Raw genomic sequence first — 21,525 nt, forward strand, 5'->3', positions numbered from 1 at the left:
CTGACTACCTCCGAGTCATGTTAGAGGTAGCTATCTTGATGTATACGAACAAATAACTTAGTACCGATTTTACTGTAATCCACCTTGTATTCGCGACCATCTAATGACTGAATAAACAGCAGTCGCTTTACTTCACTGAACACATCCGGACTGGATATTTGCACCACCTCTAAATAACGCTCTTTAGCTTCCCGGCGATTTCTCGGTAAGTCTTCTTTAAACGGTATCAAACCAGTAGAAGTTACTTTAATCTTCGGATGGGCTTCCCCGTTTACGATCACTAAATCGAGCTTTTTATCTTTATGGATGATGGTATTACGACCACTTTTAATAAAGGCTTTATCGAAGCTCATGTATATATCCTGTTACTTCATCTAGCGGTGGCTATTTGCTCATGCAAATCTTTGACCACCTTTTCTGGATTCAATTTCCAGTGGTTTAAAATAGTAGCAAATTGCCATATATCCCTATCTAAAACATTCGCAGGTAATATCAAGTCATACCCTGTTACCGTCTTCAAATTTTGCATCCGGTTTGCAAACATGGCCATTAGGCCTGTATATGAGCGCCCCTGCGGCGATTCATAACAGGTTTCTTCAATCAGCCATTCTGATGGACAATTGCCATTTGCGCAATGTATTTTAACAGCTTGTAAAAAAATATGCCGTTGTTCTATTAATAACTTCCCAGCCAAACGGGGGGTAAGTTCTACTAAAAACTCATCAATATTGTTTAGTTTAATACCTACAGCATTTAACTCAAGGTTTTCAACTCCTTGAGTCACAAAAGGGACACCACTTGAATGAAAATTTTGGTGTGTAACATGCAAAACCCCAAATTTATGCACATAGTTCAGTGCTAACGCACTCAATTCGATACTGTAGTATGGTTGCTGACTCTTTAAAAAACCAAGTAATATCGAGCAGATAGCTGCTGCAGCCAAGGCTAATTCTAAAATTGTCGGTGGCGTAGCACGCAATGTCACAAATAAAATAATCACCCCTAAGCAAATTCCACCAGCGAGCATAAACTCTATGCTGTGGCGGTTAGCAGACGCTCGCAACGACACTTTATGCATAATAAAACCACCAATAAAATATCAGCATGGCAATTAACCATAAGAATAACTTTCTTAGTTGCAAGCACCTTTTGCAGGGTTTTATTTTACCCATTTCAGTAACCTTTTAGGTACACAGTAATAAGTTCTGTTATTTTTTCGTTTAATACACAAATATACAAGATATCCGTGATTTTCTCTCATAAGAATTTTTGTACACTAACCATCTACAAATAGTGAGATAAAATTATGCGTGCAAACCAGTCGGGCAAAGCCCTTTTTCCTACTCTTATTTTAATGCTAATCGCATTGTGCGGCTATCTCTATTTTCCCGCGTCACAAGGAGAGCAATCAAACCGTCCAAACAGAGCTGTGGAAGTATCAGTTCATGAGGTGATCACCGAAAACCGTGCCATTACAGCACAAGCCATCGGCTCCGCTCGAGCAAACCAAGCAATAGATATTACGAGTTCGCATAGCGATTACATTAGCGACATATTATTTTTTGATGGTCAAACCGTATCACAGGGTCAAAAATTGGCTCAGCTTAACAATAAAGAAGAGTTACTGGCAGTCAAAGAGTTGACGATCAATCTAGCAGAACAACAGAGACAACTCTCGCGACTTACCGAGCTGGCTAAAACACAATCAGCGGCACGCTCCCAATTAGATGCCCAGCGTTCTTCAGTTGATGCACTAAAAACGCAACTGCAGACCACCAAACTGAAATTATCTGAAATGAGCATACATGCGCCTTTTGATGGTGTGCTAGGTAAACGCTTAGTGTCGATAGGCAGTTATGTAAAAGACAACACCCCTCTTACAACACTTGATGATATTGGTACCATTAAAGTTGATTTCCAATTACCAGAAAAGTACTTAGCAAAAATCGCACTGGGAATGAAAGCCAGTGTGACCAGCGATGCCTACAAAACTCAACAATTTATGGGGCAGATATCACATATTGATCCTCGTATTGATGAGTCGACTCGTAGTATCCAAGTCACTGCCAGCTTTGACAACAGTGAACACTTATTGCGCCCTGGTATGCTCTTAAATGTCGCAGTAAAATTGCAACAGCTCGATGCTTTAATGGTGCCGGAAAAGAGCCTGATCCCCAGACAAGACAAGCATTTTGTCTATGTCGTCAAAGATAATAAAGTGCAGCAACAACAAATTACCTTACTCAATCGCTTTCCTGGTTGGGTTGCTGTTACAGGGCTGAATTCTGGCGAACTGGTCGTCACTGAAGGTACGACCAAAATACGCAGTGGCAGCCAAGTATCTGTAAAGGGGTAAGCTGTGAAGATCACCGATACAGCCGTTAAAAGGCCAATTTTTGCAATTGTAATCAATTTACTATTACTTACCTTCGGGATTGTTGCATTTACTATGTTACCGCTGCGTGAGTATCCGGATATCGAAACACCGATTGTCAATGTCAGCACAGATTACACTGGCGCATCAGCCGCGGTGGTTGAGGCCAAAATCACTCAAGTACTAGAAAATCGCATTTCAGGTATTGAGGGCATTAAAAGTATTAATTCTTCAAGCCGTAATGGCCGCTCAAACATCACCATTGAGTTTAACGTCGACAGAGATATTGATGCCGCGGCCAATGACGTCAGAGAACGTGTTTCACGCGCATTAGACCGATTACCCGAGCAAGTTCGACCACCGGAGGTTTCTAAATCGAGTGATGATGAAAACGCCATTGCGTGGTTTGTTTTAAACAGTACCTCTATGGATACGTTACAGCTGTCTGATTATGCTCAGCGATACGTTGTTGATCGTTTGGCTGTTGTTGACGGTGTATCACGGGTACAAATCGGTGGCGAACGTCGATATGCTATGAAGATCTGGCTTGACCGCCAAGCTATGGCAGCCAGAGGCGTAACCAGTAGTGATATTGAAAATGTATTACGTCGCGAGAATGTTGAATTACCTGCAGGGGAAATCGAATCTTTAGATCGTGATTTCGCCGTCCGTATTGCTCGGAGTTACACTTCACAACGCGATTTTTCAGAGCTGGTTGTCAAGCGCGGTGATAACGGTTATCTAGTTCGCCTTGGTGAAGTCGCCAAGGTATCGTTAGAAGCACAAGATGAAGAAAGCACATTCCGTGGCAATGGTAAGAACATGATAGGCCTTGGTATCGTTAAGCAAGCCAAAGCGAATACGTTAGACGTGGTTGATAATGTTCGTAAAGAACTTATTTCAATAAAGCGAAACTTACCTGAAGGAACAAAGATAGAAGACAGTTACGACTCATCTATTTTCATTCGTGAATCAATTTCTGAAGTTTATCGCACACTCGCCATCGCTATGGGTTTAGTGGTTCTCATCATCTTTATCTTTTTAGGTAACATTCGGGCAACGCTTATCCCCGCAGTCACTGTACCTGTAGCACTCATAGCAACTTTTATGTTTTTATTGGCCATGGGATATTCCATTAACCTGCTCACGTTGCTTGCATTAGTATTGGCCATCGGCCTTGTCGTGGATGATGCCATCGTAATGTTAGAAAACATTCACCGACGTATTGAGCAAGGAGAGCCTAGACTGCTTGCTGCGTATCGAGGTGCCAGAGAAGTCGGCTTTGCTATCATTGCCACGACACTCGTTCTAGTGTCTGTATTTGTGCCATTGATCTTTATGGATGGGCGCATCGGTGCGCTATTTACGGAGTTTGCCCTTGCGGTTAGTGCAGCCGTTATTTTCTCAAGTATCACCGCACTTACTCTATCACCGGCTCTGTGTTCAAAAGTGCTTAAACAAGAGCAAGAGGGACGTTTCTCGAAATGGATGAATCATCAATTTGCTCAGTTAGAACAGCACTATCAAAACGTATTAAGACGTAACATACATAGCCGCTATGGTTTGCTCCTCGTGTTAATCCTATCGCTGGCTGCCAGCTATGGCTTGTTTAAACAGATCCCATCGGAGCTCACGCCCAAAGAAGATCGTGGCACCTTCTTCCTTATGATGAGCGGCCCTGAAGGTGCTAGTTATGAGAATAACGCGGCAAACATGGCGCAAATTGAGCAGCATCTCATGCCATATGTTGAGAATAATGAACTCAGCCGTGTACTGATCCGTGTTCCAGGCTGGGGGAATATGGGGGGTGTTGCGATTGTTGGCATGCCTGACTGGGATGAACGAAAGCGCTCAACTTGGCAAGTCATGTCTGAGATCAGCGGCAAAATGCAACAGGTTACTGATGTCAGAGCATTTGCCATCATGCGCAGAGGCATTGGTGGCGGAGGTTCATCTCGACCTATTGAATTTGTATTACAGGGTAATGATTATCAAGAGCTCGCCGCTTGGCGCGATCGTATTTTTGAACGAGCTCGCAGTAACCCTGGGTTACTCAGACTCGATCATGATTATAAGGAAACGTTCCCTCAGTTTTTAATCAGCATAGACAAACTTAAAGCTGCTGATTTAGGTGTGTCGACCAGCGACATCGGCCGTACGTTAGAGACCATGTTGGGCCAGCGTCGAGTCACCACCTTTATCGACAGAGGTGAAGAGTATGATGTTATCCTAAAAGGCACCAAAGCAGATTTCGCAGCCCCCACAGATATCAATAATGTGTATGTCACCTCTCGTACGGGACAACTTATCCCGTTAGACAGCCTTATTACGATAAAAGAAGAAGCGACAGCCGCCCGATTAAATCGCTACAACCGCATGCGAGCAATCACTATTTCGGCTAATCTGGCTGAGGGCTACACGCTAGAGCAAGCACTAGATTTCCTGAATACTGTGGCTAGCGAAGAAAATCACACCGATGGTGCAATAGATTATAAAGGCGAGTCACAGCTCTTTTATGAGGGCGCATCTGCAATGACATATGTCTTTATTCTTGCTTTAACCGTCACCTTCTTAGTACTGGCTGCGCAATTTGAAAGCTTTGTGCATCCATTTGTGATCATGCTAACGGTACCGCTAGGATTAATCGGTGCGATGCTGGGCCTATACTTCAGTGATAGTTCAATCAATATTTACAGCCAAATTGGAATTGTCATGTTAATAGGGCTCAGTGCTAAAAATGGTATTTTGATCGTGGAATTTGCCAACCAATTACGGGACAAAGGAATAGCATTTGAGCAAGCAATTATCACCGCTGCAACGCAGCGTTTGCGCCCAATCATCATGACTTCACTGACCACAGTAATGAGCGCCATTCCATTAGTATTAGCAACGGGGCCAGGTGCAGAAAGCAGAATGGTGATTGGTGTGGTGGTATTTGCAGGTGTCAGTCTAGCTACTATTCTTACCTTGTTTGTTATTCCAACAGCTTATAGCATACTTGCTAAACGAACCCGCTCACCTGAACATACTGCTGTTGAGCTCACAAAACAGCAACAATCATATCCTCATCGTGAGCAAAACGAAGGAATTGAATAATGAGTCAATCACAACTAGCCACATTTGGTGGTGGGTGCTTTTGGTGTATCGATGCCGCATTTCGTAGAGTAAAAGGTGTCACGCAAGTGACATCTGGCTACAGCGGTGGCAATACACTCAATCCGACGTATAAAGAAATTTGCTCTGGGGCTAGCGGCCATGCTGAAGTGGTGCAACTGACGTTTGACCCTGATGTGGTGTCATTTGAAAAACTACTTGAGGTGTTTTTTACACTCCACGATCCCACTCAGCTTAATCGCCAGGGTAATGACATTGGTACCCAGTATCGCAGCGTGATTTTTTATCATTCTGATGAGCAGTTGCAGCTGGCTAAAGCTTATATCACAAAGCTTCAACCTCAACTACAAGACGCCATTGTCACGGAGTTAAGTGAAATCGATAAATTTTATGATGCCGAGCAGTATCATCAAAACTACTTCGATGAGAATCCCAATCAAGGGTATTGCAGCATTATGATTGCGCCCAAAGTGGCGAAGTTTGAACAGCTATTTTCTAAAGAATTAAATTAAAAGCAAAGAGCTAGTGAATACTAGCTCTTTTATCATTCGAACTAAAATTCAAATTTAGCACCAACATACAGCTGACGCCCCAATGGCTTATAGCCTAGCAACCTGCTACCGTCAGCTGTAAAGCCAGCTCCTGACGTAAAGTACTCTTTATCTGTTAAGTTTTCCATTCGCGCATTTAGCTTAATGCCATCTAACAGTTCGTAGTTCGCCGATAAATTAAACACGGTGTAAGCACTTAGCTCTGAGTTATAAAAAGCAATTGTTGGTCTGTCTGAACGATACAGCATAGTCAAATTGACATTCAACTTTTCCCATTGTTTAGTCAAGGTGTAATTAAATGCTTTAGAAGGTCTACGCGGAAGATCCGTCGATGTACCTGTTGAGTTATCTTTTGCATCAAGTAAAGTCAGATTTGCAGAATGTTCAAAACCAAGTGCTTCAAACTGCGCACTAAGCTCTACACCTTTCATCGTCGCTTTGTTAATATTTTGCGCCACAAACAGCTTAGTCTCTGGATCTTGGATGTTTGAAATCAAGTTTGTAATTCGATTTTCAAAAACAGCAACATCATATCGACCCCAAGATGACGTTAGCGTTAAACCTATTTCGTTGTTTTCTGCTTCTTCAGGCTTTATCTCACCATTAGGCGCATACCAAGGGCTATCAGCTACAAACGCATTGCTTAATGTTGGCGCGCGGAATGATGTACCATGATTTATTCTAAACGTTGCATTTTTATGTGCTTTCACACCAAATCCTGTTGTATAGGTATTGGCACGACCATGAAAATCATAGTCATCTGAACGCACCGATAAATTTGCAAGAAACTTCTCATCATCATAAAACGCACCAGCAAAGATAGCCGTATTATCTCTTTGTGACTCTGTGAACTTGGCAGTCGATTTTGAAACATCTTCGTTTAGGTGTGAAATACCCGCAGTAGCCTGCAGTGACTCAAGCACTTTAAAACGCGCTTGGTACTCCAACTCACGACGTTCAGTACTGTAAATATCTTCTTTTTCAGTACCCGTCTGCACATTTTCTTCTTGTGATACACTTAATGCGGCATTCTGGGTTAACCCATCTGTGCGCTTAGCCCAAGCTAATTTAGCGGTATAATTCTCGAAGTCATATTCATCATTACCCCATGGGTTATCATACTCTCCAGTACCTTCACTCAGTTGAGTAATCGCAGATAACTCACCATATTGCTCAAAATCATAAGCAAGGTTGAATCCTAAGTTTTTGTTCTCATAGCCATCCTGATCATGGTCTTTACCAATCGGTGCACTTGGGTCCTTTTCTATAACATCGTACCCATCAGTTTCCTCGATACCAAAATTATAACCCAAGCTCAATTTCTCTACTTTAAATCGACCAGAAGCTTGTGCGCTAACATAATTGTGGCTGCCCGATGTCAAAGTGGCTTCATGTGCTTGTGCTTCACGAGTAATAATATTAATCACACCAGATACGGCATCTGAGCCATAAATGGCCGCGCGAGCGCCTCTTACAACCTCAATTCTCTCAATACTATTTACAGGTATATTAGTAAATGAAACATTGCCAGAGTTTGCGTCACTGACACGCACACCATCAATAAGTACAAGTGTATGTTGGATTGATGCGCCGCGAACAAAAACGCTCGCAACCTGTCCTAAACCGCCACTTCTAACTACGTCAACACCTGGTAATGTATTTAATAAAGATGGAATATCTCTCACATTTAGTTGATCGATTTGAGCGCGGTCAAGCACCGAAATGCTTGCTAGCGTATTTTTTATTGGCTGTTCAAATTTATTTGCAGTGACTGTAATTCGCTCTATCTCTTGAGCCGCAGATGTGTCGAATGAAACCGCTGAAAATACAGCAGCACTTAGCACAGATATTTTTAACATGAAGATCCCCTACTTTGTACCCACCGCACAAAGTTCATCAAATGAGTCAAATACAAGGCCGGTCTCCGGGCTCAACCAAATGAAAGTAGTTTTACCGTTGCGGGGGCAGCGTTGGGATTGCCAAGTTTTACTCTTGCGCACCAACTTCCCGATTATCCAATATACCGACAGTCCATCAGTACTGATTGGCACCTCGAAATTCCGCGCATATTGTCTGAGATTTAAGGGGGGATTGTCAATGGACGTCTAGAGTTCCAGCACCATATGTTGATCTGGAACCCCTGTGTTAGAAACCGATTAGTCTCTAAAATTTTTGAACTGGAATGGTTGGCCCAGATCTGAAGAGCGAATTAACTGCATTACTTCTTGTAAATCATCACGCTTTTTACCCGTTACGCGAACTTCTTCACCTTGAATAGCCGCCTGTACCTTTAATTTAGAGTCCTTGATAAGCTTGACAACTTTTTTTGCCATATCCTTATCAATACCTTGTTTCAAAGCCACTTTACGTGCAAACGTTTTACCACTGCGCTCAACATCTTTAAGTTCGAAACAACCTACATCTAACCCACGTTTAGCAGCCTTACCAACAACCATGTCAAATAACTGCATTACTTGCTGTTCAGATTCAGACTTTAACTGGATAACCTCGTCTTTCAACTCAATAGATGCTTCAACACCTCTAAAGTCATATCGCGTTTCCAATTCGCGGTTTGCATTATCAACGGTGTTTTTCGCTTCCGTCATTTCTATTTCAGATACAATATCAAAAGAAGGCATTGCTCTCTCCTCAAAACAAATTTGCGAGCAATTATAACAATGCTCAACAGCAATACGATATACTTTTTTGCATGTAAGCTGGGCTTCTTCCGATCATAAAATATGTTCTTGTATGCACATGAGTATTCAAGTATTTACTATTAAGCCACTTTTAATATTTCGGTGTTATACTGATTTTTCATCACAGTGAAGTTGGAGTGCATGTGACAAGAAAATTATACCGAACATTGCTATTGTTATTTTTGATCGTCGTAACATACCTATTTGCAAAAGAAGTTAACAATCACGCTATTAGGATTGAGCACCTAGATAAGGTGGTGCATTTTGGGGTATTTTTCGCGTTGGCGTTTTTTTCACATCGAGCGTTTAAATTTAAGATCTGGTTTCATATGATTTTACTCACTAGCTATGGTGCAGCTGTTGAATGGATGCAATCTACATTACCATATAGGCAGGCATCCCTTGGCGACTTTATTGCTGATATCAGCGGTGCAATGAGCTATTTTATCGCTCTGTGGCTATTTGATAAATATAAGCAGCGACGAGCGGCATCATGAGTCAGGTCTACATACTCGGTTGCGGAGCTGTTGGCCTATTACTGGCCGAAAAGCTTGCAAAAGATCACTCTGTTACGCTTGTCACACGTGATTTATCCTACAAAGCGTTTTTGTTTATTCAAGGTAAAGAGCAAACTCGCCTAAATATAAAAGTAACTACTTTAGCTCAGCTCAGTGAAAAAATGCATACGTGTATTATTCCGGTCAAAGCATACCAAGTTGAACAAGCCATTTCTGACGTAGCCCCGCACTTGAGTGATAACGCAAATCTCATTCTCAGCCACAACGGCATGCATGATCTTCAGCGTATTCAAACACAACTCGCACCAAAACACGCCCTCTTTTTCTTCAGCACGTCTATGGGTGGCATGAAACCAACCCCAAATTCAGTCATATTTAAAGGAGCTGGTCTCTCGCAACTTGGCGCGTGTAATCAGATTGCGAAACAACGACTGAATACAGTGTATCAAACGTGGTTTGCAAAGCATTTTGACCCGATTGAAGTGGTCGACGACATTAATTTGGTCCGTTGGCAAAAGTTATGTGTCAATATTGCTATCAACCCACTAACAGCAATACATCAATGCAAAAATGGCGCCTTAAGAGCCCCAAAATATGCACGCCAAGTTTTGAACTTACTTAATGAAGCATGTAAAGTCGCAGGGTTAGAAGGCGTTGAATTGCAAATGAGTGAAGAGCTAACACGCGCTTATCATGTCATGACACTGACCGCAAATAACACCTCATCCATGGCACAAGATATCAAACTCAATAGACGTTCTGAAATAGATGCAATTTGTGGGTTTGTTTCAACCACGGCGAAAACGCATGGCCACCAAGCCCCTCAAAATGAGCGCCTTTGGCAGCAAATAAAACAAAAAGAGCAGGTTTAGACCTGCTCTTATTTATGGACGATAAACTTTAACTTTAGTAAAGCCATTTTCATGTAAAATGAGTGCTTGTAGCTGACTCATAACCCCTTTACTGCAATACAAGTAATAGTCTTTATCTTGAGGTAAATCACCAAACTTAGTTGCTAAACGGAAAAATGGTAGGTGGATAACTTCAATACCTTCAATTTCCAACGGATCTGCATCTTCTTCTTCTGGAGAGCGAATATCAACAACTACAGCATTTTCAGGAAGCTCTTTCACATTTTCAGCTTCTTTGACTTCCTCTTTCGCCTCAACTTCAATGTCACGAATATCCTTAATCACTGCATTATCAACCACAGTATCGAGTACATCAAAATCGAAATTCGCTTCTTCAGCTTCAATTTTCTCCAGTACCGCTTTTACTGTCGGTTTTTTAGAGATAACACCACAATACTCAGGCATTGCTTCCGCCATTTCACACGTGCCAATTTCACGTGCAATTCGGATGATCTCTTCTTTGTCGTTTTGAATCAGCGGCCTTAAAATCAAAGTTTCAGTCACACGGTCAATAACACTTAAATTAGCCAGAGTCTGGCTCGATACTTGACCGATACTTTCACCCGTTACTAACGCTTGGATACCTAATTTTTGGGCAACTGCACTGCCTGCACGCATCATCATACGCTTTAAGATCACACCCATTTGGCTGTTTTCTACGTTCTCTAGTATTTCCGCTACAACTGGCTCAAAGTCTACTGTGATAAACTTCACCTTGTGCGTTGAACTGTACTGTTTCCAAAGGTAATGACTTACTTGCTTTACACCGATTTCATGCGCTGCACCACCCAGATTAAAAAACAGAAAGTGCGTGCGAGCCCCTTTTCTGATCATTTGATAGCTAGCAACACCAGAGTCAAAACCACCTGACATCAAAGAGAGAACATCTTCTTGCGTTGGTAAAGGGAAACCGCCTAATCCGCGATATTGTGCTCGCACGATATAGGCAAACTGGTCTTTAATTTCTATTTTTACAGTTTCTTGTGGACGTGTTAATTTAACGCTCGCCGTCTCAACATTTTGATTTAATCCGCCACCAACATAACGTTCAACATCACTTGAAGTAAAATCATGCTTACCTTGGCGTTTCACTCGAACACAAAAGGTCTTATTTTCAATTTGTTTTCGCACCAACGGCAAAGTATGTTGATAAATATCATCCAAAGATTCAAAACTTACTTCTTGCACTTCTAAAAATAGCGTCACACCAGGTACGCGTTTAAGACCATCGATAAGTGCTAATCGAGTATTATCATCACTGAGCTGACTTACAACAGTAATGTTATCCCAGTTGTTTTTTACAAAAACCTTTTCATCAACTCGACCTAACAAAAGCTTGATGTTTTTTTCTAAGATTTTAGTAAAACGCTTGCGCACTGATTTACTTTTTATGACGATTTCAGGATGCAGCTTGACGATAAATTTAAGCATATGAAGTTACTCGCTGGTGTGAAACTATAAACGCAAAAGACGTTGAATCATTTTAAGGCGCGGGATTATAGCAAACTTATTAAAGACTAGGAAATAATCAGGGCGATTGGCAACTTGAATAAATAAGACGAGCCGCCAGCCACAACTGGCAGCTTGATGAATCAAGGGTTATGCAATACTAGGCAAACTAGTATCTGCTTGCTCTTGATAATAATCGCGCAGCTGTGCAATTTTTTCATTACTCATTTGAGTCGCATAAGGCTTAAATAACATCAATACCTTGACGATACCATTGTAGATATCTTTTTGCTCCAACACCCCTGTTAATCTTCTTGCTTTGACATAAGGCGTCCAGAAGCTCACAACCATTTTTAACATATGCGCTAGCTCATCAACATCATAATCTTCAATATCAATAACACCTGCACTGCGCAGGCCAATAACTACAGCTTTTACTTGTTCGAATAATTGAGACTGAAATTCAATGTAATCCTTTTTCAACCCTTTATCACGCGCCAAAATATCAGTGAGATTGTCATAAAAGAAGTGATATCGCCACATCAACTCAAATAACGAGTCTAAATATTGTGTCAATTGCTCAAGTGGCTCATGCTCAATACTCAATGGCTTAAAGTGTGTGCTTAAATGCTCACTATAAAGAGAAAAAATATGTCTGATAATGTCCTCTTTATTTTTAAAATGGTAGTACAAATTGCCTGGGCTTATTCCCATATTTGATGCAATATGATTAGTGGTTATCGCTCGCTCACCATGTAGATTAAATAAGGCAATACTCGTACGAATTATTTTTTCCTTGGTATTCATATCCAACTCTCTTTACACGCTTAATTGAAGTAATGGCTTGCGGCCACTTGGTTAATTGAAAATAGCACTAAACATATACAAGGTTAAATGAGCAAATTTGAAAGCAGACCAGTGAATTTGCTTCAGAAGCTTGCTAACATAACAAAAATTTTTTGTGTTGCAACAATCCCATGAAAGTTATCGCCTTATATCCTGGTACATTTGACCCTTTGACCAACGGCCACTCAGATCTCATTAAACGCGCTGCCAAAATGTTCGATACGGTTGTTCTTGCTATTGCTCATAATCCCACTAAAAAACCATGCTTTACATTAGAAGAACGCGTCGAGCTAGCAGAGCAAGTTCTTGCCGATATTCCTAATGTAAAAGTCATTGGCTTTTCTGGCCTTTTAGTAGATTTAGCTAAAGCACAAAATGCTAACGTGTTAATTAGAGGCATTCGAGCTGTGTCTGATTTCGACTATGAATTTCAACTTGCCAATATGAATCGTAGACTTTATCCGCAATTAGAAAGTGTTTTCCTAACGCCTTCAGAAAGAAACTCTTTCATCTCTTCAACATTAGTGAAGGAAGTTGCACTTCATCATGGTGATGTCAGTGAGTTCGTTGATCCTATCGTTGCAAAAGCTCTTTTGGAGAAATTACATAAATGAAATTAAAGCAATTTTGTGTATTCAGTCTCTGTGCAATGTCTTTCCATAGCAGTGCATCCCCTTGGATATCGGCTGAAGATAGTGCAATAAAGCACTCTATTGATTTATTAGTGAGCTATGGCTTAATCAATCGTCCAGTCAACCAATATCCATTATTATGGCAAGGTATTGCATCTGATCTACAGCAAATTGACTCTACTCAGATAAATAATGAAACCGCTTTTGCAGTGAATCATTTACGACATGCGTTAAGTTATGCCAAACGTACAACTAGCTCAGGTGTCAAAGCACACTTCAAAGAACACTCTGAAACTAGTTCAGGAATGGGGGAAAATCTGAGGGAAAAGTCAGGGCTCACAACTTTTGGGCAGATAACAGGAAGTAATGTCAGTGCGCGCGTTCAAGTTAACTATGCTGACGACGCTGCAGATGGAAAATATGTTAATCATCATGGTAGTCACCTAGCAATACTATTAGGGGATTGGTCTCTCAGTGCTGAGAGGCTAGACTATTGGTGGGGGCCTGGTAACGAAACTGCCCTACTCCTTTCAAACAATGCAACACCAATGAAAGCCGTGAGAGTAAGCCGCGCAAATACAAATTACAGTGGCCCGCAATTTTTATCTTTTATTGGACCATGGCAGATCACTGCTATTGCAGCAAAACAGAAACCTCACAATAAAGAAGGTGATTTTTGGGGGGCACGCTTTTCAGCAACTCCTATCAAAGGCCTTGAGCTTGGTTTCGCTACAACAGGAAGTGATTTTGTTTTTACACAGCTCGACGCGACCACTCAAACAGACAAGCGACGTATTACCAGTATAGACTTTAAGTATTCATCTATCTTTAATCAACTTCCATTCGCTATTTATGCTGAATATAGTGGTGATAATGATACAGGTATTATGCCCGATGAAGCGCTATTTACTGCAGGTATAGAAACATATTGGTCCAATGAAGACTACAGAATTAAAGGCTTTATTGAATATAGTGACACGACAACAGATTGCTTAGCAGAGTCAACTAGTTTTCAATGTAACTTCCAGCAAACAGGTAGCGGATCTGACTATAAAGAGTATGATTTATGGCTTGGCGCGGGGATCGGCCCACAAGCTAAGAGCATTACGCTAGCAGCCGATTATTTTCAAATTGAAGGGTCTGGAAGCTATGCAAAACTAAAACTCATTGAGTTTGAGTCAATACAAATGGATCGTACATTAATTGAAGTCGGTTACCAGCAAGCGCTGTGGACAGGTTTACTTAAGACCAATTTCACCATCTGGAAAGATGAAACGGACCTGCAAGATGATACTCATCAATCACTAGGTCTGAGCTGGGAGTATCAATATTAGCTCATAGGGTAAAGAATATTATGTATAGCTTTTCCGCCCCTCAGAAAAAGTGAAATACATTTACAATGTGCTTTTAATAATTAAGCCCTTTACTTAAAAAGGGCTTAGTTCAATTATCAAGCAGAATCAACCACCAATAGGCTTAGGGTAGATACCACTTCCACGCGCTGCTGATACAGCTTTAAGAGACGCTTCACTAGTAAGTACCTTGATAGAATAATTTTGATCTTGGGTAGAGCTTTTTTTGTTATTCATTATTTTAAACATAACTTTCCTTATTAACTTTGAGTTATTGCTCGCTACCGCAAACATGTAGGTTGCGAATTAAACAACGATACTTCGCCCCAAATTAGCAGTAACATTAATGAAAATAACAAAATAAAGGGGTAAAAGTTTTCTTTCTTTGAAAAGAGATAAAAAATAATCGCTATATAACGGTGTTTTTGCACCAAAACCAGTACTTGCTATTGTGGATACTTCATGCCATAAATTTTCTTGGCTATAAATTGAAAACCGAAAAAGTCACGGTTGAGAATCAATGCACTAACCATAATTAAATCAACTAAATTTACAGTCGATGAATAGAAATACCACAAAGCCCAAGGCTCTTTTGTACCCAGTAAATGCGAGTCAACAAACATAGCAATAAACAGCAATGCATTGATGATTAACCCCACGCAGCAATAGAGGTAACATGGTTCTTTGGGAGCATTTTTGAAAAAAAGAAATCTAGCAAAAACAATAATTGAGAGCGTTAGTGCATCATAGAAGAAATAAATTGCAAAATCGAAAGATTCTAATTTTGCGGAACCAGTAAGGTCGCTTAAGCCGTAAGAAACAGCAAGTATCGATGCGCACGCCAAGGCTTGCGCATTTTTGTTTACGGCCAGAATATAAAAAGACACATGAAGTAAACTAGCCATAAAAAAGCCCCAAATGACTAGGGCTCCTATACTTAATCCAAAGTAATCAAATGCCATTATCTACGTTGAGTATATGAAAAGCGCTTTCTAGGATAATTACCACTACCACGCCCACCAGAAACCGCTTTTAAGTTGTCCAAGGATGTAATAACACTAACAGACTTTGTCTCTGCTTTACTAGCGTTTTTAGATGAATCAAAATTATTAGTATTTAAGTTAAACATTGCTTTCCCTCTTTATAACATAATTCATTTTAGCTGACACGATAATACTCAACAGCTAAAGCTCTAGAGCTTATGTTTAAGCAACAAACGGGCCAATAAAAAACAAAAATAAAACAAAAAATTTACGCACAAACCAGCTAGAACAATAATTAACCAATTGTTTTTTATATAAACAATTAAATAATTTCATTTAAAACAACTATAACCATATGAATTACAACGAAATTTATAATTCAATAATTTGTTAACAATACTCCTGCCATAGAAATAACAGACGTACATTCCAAAAAGTGAATATAAATATTAATTAGAACATAGCCTTGCATAATTTTGTAAGATTAAAGAAATGTGAAAGAAATGAACATACCGCTTAGCAATATGGAAAGTAAAGAACATAAAAGGGACAAAAAAAGGTTAACGTACGCAACAGTGAAAAAAATCATGTAAACACAATTTTTTTGAGCGAGGTATAAAAAATACCTCTCTCAATTGAGGATATAAGATGCTTATTTTTCGATTGCACCTTTAAAGTGATTAATTGCAGCCGTCACTTGCGGCAAAGAAGTGCCTCCCAACGCTTGTCTTGCGGCAATACAAGCGGCAATTTCTAACCGCGGGTAAACATCACTGTCAATTTTTGGGCATACGAGTTTAAACTCATCCAGAGCAAGCTCTTCTAAATTCTTGCCCTGCTCAATGGCGATTTGCACCAATTGTCCAACTATGTGATGTCCTTCTCTAAAAGGAACACCTTTGGCGACAAGATAATCAGCAAGTTCAGTTGCATTAGCGTGCCCGCCTTGCGCAGCCTTTAAGGTCGCTTCAGCATTCACTTTCACCCCTTTAATACAAGATTCCGCCATATGAATACATGCTATCCACGTTGGTAGGGCATCAAAAAGACCTTCTTTATCTTCTTGCATATCTTTGTTATAAGCTAAAGGTAATGCTTTGAGCGTCATCATCATGGCACTAAATGCGCCAAATACACGTCCTGTTTTGCCTCGAATTAACTCCAGTGCATCTGGGTTTTTCTTCTGCGGCATTAAGGATGAGCCAGAGGTTACGTTATCTGCTAACTCAATAAAGCTTGATTCACCACTATTATAGAAAATCATATCTTCTGCTAGTCGTGATAAATGCATCATTGAAATAGACGCACAACTTAGAAGCTCTACAACAAAATCCCGATCTGAAACAGCATCTAAACTATTACGTGTAGCGCTTTTAAACCCTAACTGTGTCGCCAAATGCTCTCTGTCAATGGGGTAAGCTGTCCCAGCCAATGCCCCCGATCCCAGTGGACATTCGTTAAGACGTTCAATGGCATCATTCAAGCGCGATACATCTCTGGTTAACATCTCTACATAGGCCATGCACCAATGGCTAAACAGCACAGGTTGCGCACGCTGCAAATGGGTATAACCAGGTAAAATAGTCTCTAACTCTCGCTCAGCCAATTGCACAAGCGCACATTGTAGTGACTTAATTGCCGTGACAATTTGCTCAGCTGTTTGACGTGACCACAAACGAAAGTCAGTAGCAACCTGATCGTTGCGACTACGACCCGTATGTAGTTTTTTCCCTAAATCTCCCACTTTTTCTATCAGTTTTGCTTCTACATAAGAGTGAATATCTTCATAGCCACTGCTTGCTATCGACGCCCTATCTTGCACTGACTCCTCTAGCAGTGAATTTAGAGCGGCGACAAGCTGCCCACACTCTTCTGTTGTCAAAACTCCGACTTGCTCAAGTGCGCCAGCCCATGCAATTGAACCGATAATATCTTGCTCAACTAACTGATAGTCAAAAGGTAATGAGTCATTAAATTGCTTAAATGCTTGATCTGGACCTGAAGAAAATCGCCCGCCCCATAGTGCCATAACGTATAACTCCTTTATCAACTAGGACTGTTTTTGCTTATTCAAAGCCGCAATTCGGCTTGAAAGCGAGAACAAACGAATAAACCCTTCTGCGTGAGACTGATCATACACATCATCTTCACCAAATGTGGCAAAGTCTTCACTATATAGGCTATTCACGGATTGCTTTTGAACGGCAACGACTTGTCCTTTATATAGCTTTAGCACCACTTCGCCCGTTGCGCAGTCAGCTAATGCCTGCGCAGCTGCCAAGATAGAGTCTTTCAGTGGTGTAAACCAACGACCATCGTAGACGAGATGAGAAAACTCGCTGGCATACGTTTCTTTCCATTTACGGCTTGATTTATCTAGCACCAATTCATCAATTGCTTGAAGCGCAGCCATGATCACCGTACCACCCGGTGTTTCATAACAGCCGCGAGATTTCATTCCTACAAGACGATTCTCCACGATATCTACACGACCAACACCATGTTTGGCAGCAATATCATTGAGAGTCACTAAACATTGGTATGGACTATAACGTTCACCATTAACAGCAACGACTTTACCTTTCTCAACCATCACAGAAACAAACTCAGGTTTATCGGGCGCTTGTTCAGGTGCAGCTGTCCAAGTCCAGACTTGATCGCTCGGCTGATTCCAAGGGTTTTCAAGCTCTCCACCTTCGTGAGAAATATGCCAAATGTTAGCATCTCGGCTATATATTTTTGTTGCTGATGCAGCACAAGGGATATCTCTTTGTGCAAGGTAGTCCAGTAAAGACTCGCGACTCGATAACGTCCACTCTCGCCAAGGTGCAATTACTTTTAGATCAGGTGCTAATGCAGAAAAACAGGACTCAAAACGAACCTGATCATTACCTTTACCTGTACAGCCATGAGATAATGCATCAGCACCGACTTTACGGGCCACTTCCACCTGTGCTTTGGCAATGATAGGACGTGCCATCGACGTTCCTAGTAAGTATGTGCCTTCGTAAATAGCACCGGTTTGCAATGTCGGGTAAATATACTCACTCACCAACTCTTCTTTTAAGTCAACGACATAACATTCACTGGCACCAGAAGCAATGGCTTTTTCTTCAACGCCAGCGAGCTCCTCTTCACCTTGACCAACATCTGCAACGAAGGCGACCACTTCACAGCCGTAGTTTTCTTTTAACCATGGTACGATAGCAGACGTGTCTAACCCGCCAGAATACGCCAAAACAACCTTCTTTACTTCACTCATCTTTTCTTAACCCTTTTAAAATTGCTTGCTTAACAAAGTGACCAGTAGCGCATTCTGGGCATGCATCCGGTTCTCAGCTTGTTGAATAATTCTTGAATTTTCACCATCCATTACGGCAGAAGTAATTTCATACTCTCTATGCGCAGGTTGGCAATGTAATACAGTTTGTGCCCCAGTCTGTTCTAACAGCTGAGTATTAATTTGATATGGCATGAATGTATCTTTTGCTTGCTCCAATGAAACATTCGAGCCCATCGATACCCAAGTATCTGTGTACAGAACATTTGCCCCAGCTGCAGCTTCAACTCGGTCACTAATCAAAATACTGGCACCATTCACCGCTGCCATCTGCTCTGCTTGCTTGACGATTTGCGCATCAGGTGAATGGCCTTTAGGGCATACTGCTACAAAGTCAGTGCCTAAACTCGCAGCCAATAACATCAGTGAGTGAGTCACGTTATTTCCCTCGCCGAGGTATGCCAACTTCAAGCCACTCACATCACCATACACTTCTTGTAATGTCATAAAGTCGGCTAATGCCTGACATGGGTGATACAGGTCACACAGACTATTTACTACAGGTACATTGGCATATTCAGACAACGTTGACAGCGTGCTATGCTGATTAACTCGCGCGACAATGCCATCAGCCCAAGTGGAAATATTCAGCGCAAAATCTTTTACTGACTCGCGACTGCCCATAGCACCATTTTGTTGATCTAAATACACAGCATGGCCACCGAGCTTGTTGATCCCAATATCAAATGATAGGCGCGTCCGTAAGCTTGGTTTTTCAAATAAAGTGACTATCGATTGTCCAGCTAAAGCCTGCGAAAAGTCTTGTGGTTGCGCTTTAATTTGATGCGCAAGGTTAAAGAGTTTTAAAAGTGCTGCTTGGTCGAGCTCTAAGCCCGTAATAAATGACTGCGTCATCTCATATCCTAAGGTAAAATTTTGGTTCCAACATGGTCGCCTCTTAATAAGGCAATTAAATTTTCTGGCTTTTGCCAACTAGAGATATAAACACCACGTCGTAAATGTTGGGCAGCGTGAAGACTGGTCTTAACTTTGACCTCCATCCCGCCCACAATCACCTTCTGTTGTATCAAGCTCTCAATTTGCTCTGCATTTAACGAGTGCAAAGGCTGTTTTTGTGCATCTAATACCGCTTCTACATCGGTCATAAATACCAACTCAGCGCCAATATTCTGAGCAATCTCCGCAGCAGCCTCATCCGCATTGATATTATACAGACCGCCGTCTTGACCTATTCCAACTGAGCTCACTAGAGGTATGCGCCCAAGCGCCAAGAGATTTTCCAAAAGACCGAGCCCCTCTTCGGCAACGCATGTACCGACCTGCCCGAGCGCCTTGAGCTTTTGCTTAGCTAGAAAACCCGCCTCGTACAAACACGTGCCAACAGGCTGAAGTCCCGCAACAATGGCTTGTGACATAAGCTGTTTGTTAGCGCACCCCGCCAAAGCGCCGACTATATATGGCAATTGCTCTTTGGGGCTTATCCGCAAACCTTGATGTTTAGCTGTGGCAAAGCCAGCATCTTCTAGCCAGCGATCAACTAATGCGCCACCGCCATGAACCAGTACAAACTGCTTGTCTTGCTCTTTGCTTAACCCGTGTAAAACCTGAAATAGCGAAAGCGCTGCTTGCTCGGTATTGAGCACCGCACCACCCACTTTGATCACCCAAGTTTGTTTTGCTACTTGATTCATCCTTTTAACCCCAAAGTAGGTGAAAACTCACTAACAATATTCATACATTGAAGTGCTTGGCCCGCTGCGCCTTTCAGTAAATTATCAATTGCGACAACCACGATTAACTGCTGATCTTGTTGTTGCCAGCCTATATCTACAAACGGGGTATTTGCCGCTCCTTTAATCGATGGCATGTTTTCGCCTTTGAGACGAATAAGGGGTTCATCCGCAAGGCATTGATAAGCCGCTTCAACCTCATGAGGAGTCACGCCTTCTTTTAACTGCACGTAGATAGTTTCCAAGATCCCACGTGCAAAATTGCCTAAATGTGGTGTAAATAGAACTGGGTGATCCAGATACTGAGTGATTTCGGGGCCATGACGATGGTTAAATAAACCATAAGGAGATAAAGACACTTCACAAAAATGCGTAGCCAAAGAGGCTTTTCTGCCCGCCCCTGTAACACCGGAAACCGCATTGATAATAATAGGTAATTCAGTGAGTAACCCTGCGTTTTTAAGTGGTTTTAATGCATTTAACGCTGCGGTTGGATAACACCCAGCAACAGCAATCAACTGCGCATCTTTAATCGCAGTAGAGTACCACTCGGCCAAGCCATATTGAGCTTCGTCTAGCAATGCTTGATGTGGATGTTCAAATCCATAAAATGCTTGGTATTGAGAGGCATCAGCTAGGCGAAAGCCCCCTGACAAGTCAAAAACTTTTAATCCTAATTCGAGAAATTTAGGGGCCAGAGATACACTTACTTTATGGTCAGTGCAAAGGCAAACGTAATCCGACTGCGCAGCAATGTGTGCGAATGCTTGCTCTGTGAGGGGGGATAACTCGATATCCAGTAAACCGCTATGTTCTGGATATAACGCGCTCAGCAACTTACCTTTGTCTAAGCTTTGCTCAGACACATAGCAGCTGATCAAATTAAATTCAGGATGATTTGCTAGTAATTTGGCTAATTCTGCACCACTATATCCACTGGCGCCGATAATAGAAACATTTAACATCGATAACTCTTTTTTAGTTAGTTGATTGGGGAGTCACACTTGCTATAGATGTCATGTTCTTCGCATCGCCACCCCTAAAATAATTATTCTTTAAAAATGA

The 21,525-nt window shown here is 41.5% G+C and carries 19 protein-coding genes, 1 pseudogene and 1 riboswitch; of the genes and pseudogenes, 7 read left to right on the plus strand and 13 right to left on the minus strand.

Features of this window, described 5'->3' with window-relative positions:
- Window positions 1–20: 20 nt before the first annotated feature.
- Both QNM16_RS20210 and QNM16_RS20215 read right to left on the minus strand, forming a co-directional pair.
- The gene (locus QNM16_RS20210; RefSeq protein WP_284022104.1) at window positions 21–353 is read right to left on the minus strand and encodes a hypothetical protein; all 333 of its coding nucleotides are present in this window, start codon (window positions 351–353) and stop codon (window positions 21–23) included.
- A gap of 17 nt (window positions 354–370) precedes the next feature.
- Window positions 371–1,078, minus strand: coding sequence for a DUF2982 domain-containing protein (locus QNM16_RS20215; RefSeq protein ID WP_284022105.1), 708 nt, complete (start codon window positions 1,076–1,078; stop codon window positions 371–373).
- 228 nt (window positions 1,079–1,306) lie between these two features.
- Between QNM16_RS20215 and QNM16_RS20220 the strand changes: the two genes are divergently transcribed.
- Genes QNM16_RS20220 through msrA form a run of 3 tightly spaced genes read left to right on the plus strand, consistent with a single transcriptional unit; the run spans window position 1,307 to window position 6,000 of the window.
- On the plus strand, window positions 1,307–2,356 hold the full coding sequence (locus tag QNM16_RS20220; protein WP_284022106.1) for an efflux RND transporter periplasmic adaptor subunit: 1,050 nt from the start codon (window positions 1,307–1,309) through the stop codon (window positions 2,354–2,356).
- A 3-nt stretch (window positions 2,357–2,359) separates the two neighbouring features.
- A complete protein-coding gene (locus QNM16_RS20225) occupies window positions 2,360–5,470 on the plus strand; it encodes an efflux RND transporter permease subunit (RefSeq protein WP_284022107.1) in 3,111 nt (1,036 codons plus the stop codon).
- Entirely contained in the window at window positions 5,467–6,000 is a 534-nt protein-coding gene (gene msrA / locus QNM16_RS20230) for a peptide-methionine (S)-S-oxide reductase MsrA (RefSeq protein ID WP_284022281.1), read from the plus strand. Before QNM16_RS20225 ends, msrA begins: the two co-directional genes overlap by 4 nt.
- Before the next feature lie 41 nt (window positions 6,001–6,041).
- Here msrA and QNM16_RS20235 read toward each other — a convergent pair whose 3' ends face one another.
- Entirely contained in the window at window positions 6,042–7,898 is a 1,857-nt protein-coding gene (locus QNM16_RS20235) for a TonB-dependent receptor domain-containing protein (protein WP_284022108.1), read from the minus strand.
- A 39-nt stretch (window positions 7,899–7,937) separates the two neighbouring features.
- A riboswitch (cobalamin riboswitch) is annotated at window positions 7,938–8,109 on the minus strand.
- 86 nt (window positions 8,110–8,195) lie between these two features.
- Window positions 8,196–8,678, minus strand: coding sequence for a YajQ family cyclic di-GMP-binding protein (locus QNM16_RS20240; RefSeq protein WP_284022109.1), 483 nt, complete (start codon window positions 8,676–8,678; stop codon window positions 8,196–8,198).
- Between the two features lie 173 nt (window positions 8,679–8,851).
- Between QNM16_RS20240 and QNM16_RS20245 the strand changes: the two genes are divergently transcribed.
- A complete protein-coding gene (locus tag QNM16_RS20245; protein WP_284022282.1) occupies window positions 8,852–9,235 on the plus strand; it encodes a VanZ family protein in 384 nt (127 codons plus the stop codon).
- Window positions 9,232–10,128 (plus strand): ketopantoate reductase family protein, encoded by an 897-nt coding sequence (locus QNM16_RS20250; RefSeq protein WP_284022110.1) that lies wholly within the window; start codon window positions 9,232–9,234, stop codon window positions 10,126–10,128. The genes QNM16_RS20245 and QNM16_RS20250 overlap by 4 nt, the downstream gene beginning before the upstream one ends.
- A 12-nt stretch (window positions 10,129–10,140) precedes the next feature.
- Here the strand turns inward: QNM16_RS20250 and thiI are convergent, their stop codons facing one another.
- Together thiI and QNM16_RS20260 are read right to left on the minus strand one after the other, a co-directional pair.
- Entirely contained in the window at window positions 10,141–11,598 is a 1,458-nt protein-coding gene (gene thiI, locus QNM16_RS20255; protein WP_284022111.1) for a tRNA uracil 4-sulfurtransferase ThiI, read from the minus strand.
- Between the two features lie 168 nt (window positions 11,599–11,766).
- A complete protein-coding gene (locus tag QNM16_RS20260; RefSeq protein WP_284022112.1) occupies window positions 11,767–12,423 on the minus strand; it encodes a TetR/AcrR family transcriptional regulator in 657 nt (218 codons plus the stop codon).
- A 170-nt stretch (window positions 12,424–12,593) separates the two neighbouring features.
- Here QNM16_RS20260 and coaD point away from each other — a divergent pair, with 170 nt between their 5' ends.
- Window positions 12,594–13,076 (plus strand): pantetheine-phosphate adenylyltransferase, encoded by a 483-nt coding sequence (gene coaD / locus QNM16_RS20265; protein ID WP_284022113.1) that lies wholly within the window; start codon window positions 12,594–12,596, stop codon window positions 13,074–13,076.
- Window positions 13,073–14,428 (plus strand): capsule assembly Wzi family protein, encoded by a 1,356-nt coding sequence (locus QNM16_RS20270; protein WP_284022114.1) that lies wholly within the window; start codon window positions 13,073–13,075, stop codon window positions 14,426–14,428. The genes coaD and QNM16_RS20270 overlap by 4 nt, the downstream gene beginning before the upstream one ends.
- A 126-nt stretch (window positions 14,429–14,554) precedes the next feature.
- On the opposite strand, the gene QNM16_RS20275 is transcribed toward QNM16_RS20270, so the two are convergent.
- The 7 genes and pseudogenes from QNM16_RS20275 to argC form a co-directional block, all read right to left on the minus strand.
- Window positions 14,555–14,683 carry a hypothetical protein gene (locus tag QNM16_RS20275; RefSeq protein ID WP_284022115.1) on the minus strand — a complete coding sequence of 43 codons (129 nt, stop codon included), beginning with the start codon at window positions 14,681–14,683 and terminating at the stop codon, window positions 14,555–14,557.
- A 209-nt stretch (window positions 14,684–14,892) separates the two neighbouring features.
- Entirely contained in the window at window positions 14,893–15,408 is a 516-nt protein-coding gene (locus tag QNM16_RS20280) for a hypothetical protein (protein ID WP_284022116.1), read from the minus strand.
- Window positions 15,409–16,099: 691 nt separating this feature from the next.
- A pseudogene (gene argH, locus QNM16_RS20285) lies at window positions 16,100–17,458 on the minus strand (argininosuccinate lyase); the annotation flags it as partial.
- A 21-nt stretch (window positions 17,459–17,479) separates the two neighbouring features.
- Complete coding sequence (locus QNM16_RS20290; protein ID WP_284022118.1) at window positions 17,480–18,691, minus strand: argininosuccinate synthase; 1,212 nt, start codon at window positions 18,689–18,691, stop codon at window positions 17,480–17,482.
- 15 nt (window positions 18,692–18,706) lie between these two features.
- The gene (locus QNM16_RS20295) at window positions 18,707–19,624 is read right to left on the minus strand and encodes an ornithine carbamoyltransferase (RefSeq protein ID WP_284022119.1); all 918 of its coding nucleotides are present in this window, start codon (window positions 19,622–19,624) and stop codon (window positions 18,707–18,709) included.
- A gap of 8 nt (window positions 19,625–19,632) precedes the next feature.
- The gene (argB, locus tag QNM16_RS20300; RefSeq protein ID WP_284022120.1) at window positions 19,633–20,421 is read right to left on the minus strand and encodes an acetylglutamate kinase; all 789 of its coding nucleotides are present in this window, start codon (window positions 20,419–20,421) and stop codon (window positions 19,633–19,635) included.
- Window positions 20,418–21,425, minus strand: coding sequence for an N-acetyl-gamma-glutamyl-phosphate reductase (argC, locus tag QNM16_RS20305; protein WP_284022121.1), 1,008 nt, complete (start codon window positions 21,423–21,425; stop codon window positions 20,418–20,420). Before argC ends, argB begins: the two co-directional genes overlap by 4 nt.
- Window positions 21,426–21,525 lie beyond the last annotated feature (100 nt).

The sequence above is a fragment of the Pseudoalteromonas umbrosa genome, from assembly GCF_030125375.1.
GTDB classification, from domain to species: domain Bacteria; phylum Pseudomonadota; class Gammaproteobacteria; order Enterobacterales; family Alteromonadaceae; genus Pseudoalteromonas; species Pseudoalteromonas umbrosa.

Excerpts from the sequence above, each read along its gene's own strand:
- QNM16_RS20210 (WP_284022104.1), bottom strand. The coding sequence starts at position 353 with ATGAGCTTCGATAAAGCCTTTATTAAAAGTGGTCGTAATACCATCATC.
- QNM16_RS20215 (WP_284022105.1), bottom strand. The coding sequence starts at position 1,078 with ATGCATAAAGTGTCGTTGCGAGCGTCTGCTAACCGCCACAGCATAGAG.
- QNM16_RS20220 (WP_284022106.1), top strand. The coding sequence starts at position 1,307 with ATGCGTGCAAACCAGTCGGGCAAAGCCCTTTTTCCTACTCTTATTTTA.
- QNM16_RS20235 (WP_284022108.1), bottom strand. The coding sequence starts at position 7,898 with ATGTTAAAAATATCTGTGCTAAGTGCTGCTGTATTTTCAGCGGTTTCA.
- QNM16_RS20240 (WP_284022109.1), bottom strand. The coding sequence starts at position 8,678 with ATGCCTTCTTTTGATATTGTATCTGAAATAGAAATGACGGAAGCGAAA.
- QNM16_RS20250 (WP_284022110.1), top strand. The coding sequence starts at position 9,232 with ATGAGTCAGGTCTACATACTCGGTTGCGGAGCTGTTGGCCTATTACTG.
- thiI (WP_284022111.1), bottom strand. The coding sequence starts at position 11,598 with ATGCTTAAATTTATCGTCAAGCTGCATCCTGAAATCGTCATAAAAAGT.
- QNM16_RS20260 (WP_284022112.1), bottom strand. The coding sequence starts at position 12,423 with ATGAATACCAAGGAAAAAATAATTCGTACGAGTATTGCCTTATTTAAT.
- coaD (WP_284022113.1), top strand. The coding sequence starts at position 12,594 with ATGAAAGTTATCGCCTTATATCCTGGTACATTTGACCCTTTGACCAAC.
- QNM16_RS20270 (WP_284022114.1), top strand. The coding sequence starts at position 13,073 with ATGAAATTAAAGCAATTTTGTGTATTCAGTCTCTGTGCAATGTCTTTC.
- QNM16_RS20275 (WP_284022115.1), bottom strand. The coding sequence starts at position 14,683 with ATGAATAACAAAAAAAGCTCTACCCAAGATCAAAATTATTCTATCAAG.
- QNM16_RS20280 (WP_284022116.1), bottom strand. The coding sequence starts at position 15,408 with ATGGCATTTGATTACTTTGGATTAAGTATAGGAGCCCTAGTCATTTGG.
- QNM16_RS20290 (WP_284022118.1), bottom strand. The coding sequence starts at position 18,691 with ATGAGTGAAGTAAAGAAGGTTGTTTTGGCGTATTCTGGCGGGTTAGAC.
- QNM16_RS20295 (WP_284022119.1), bottom strand. The coding sequence starts at position 19,624 with ATGACGCAGTCATTTATTACGGGCTTAGAGCTCGACCAAGCAGCACTT.
- argB (WP_284022120.1), bottom strand. The coding sequence starts at position 20,421 with ATGAATCAAGTAGCAAAACAAACTTGGGTGATCAAAGTGGGTGGTGCG.
- argC (WP_284022121.1), bottom strand. The coding sequence starts at position 21,425 with ATGTTAAATGTTTCTATTATCGGCGCCAGTGGATATAGTGGTGCAGAA.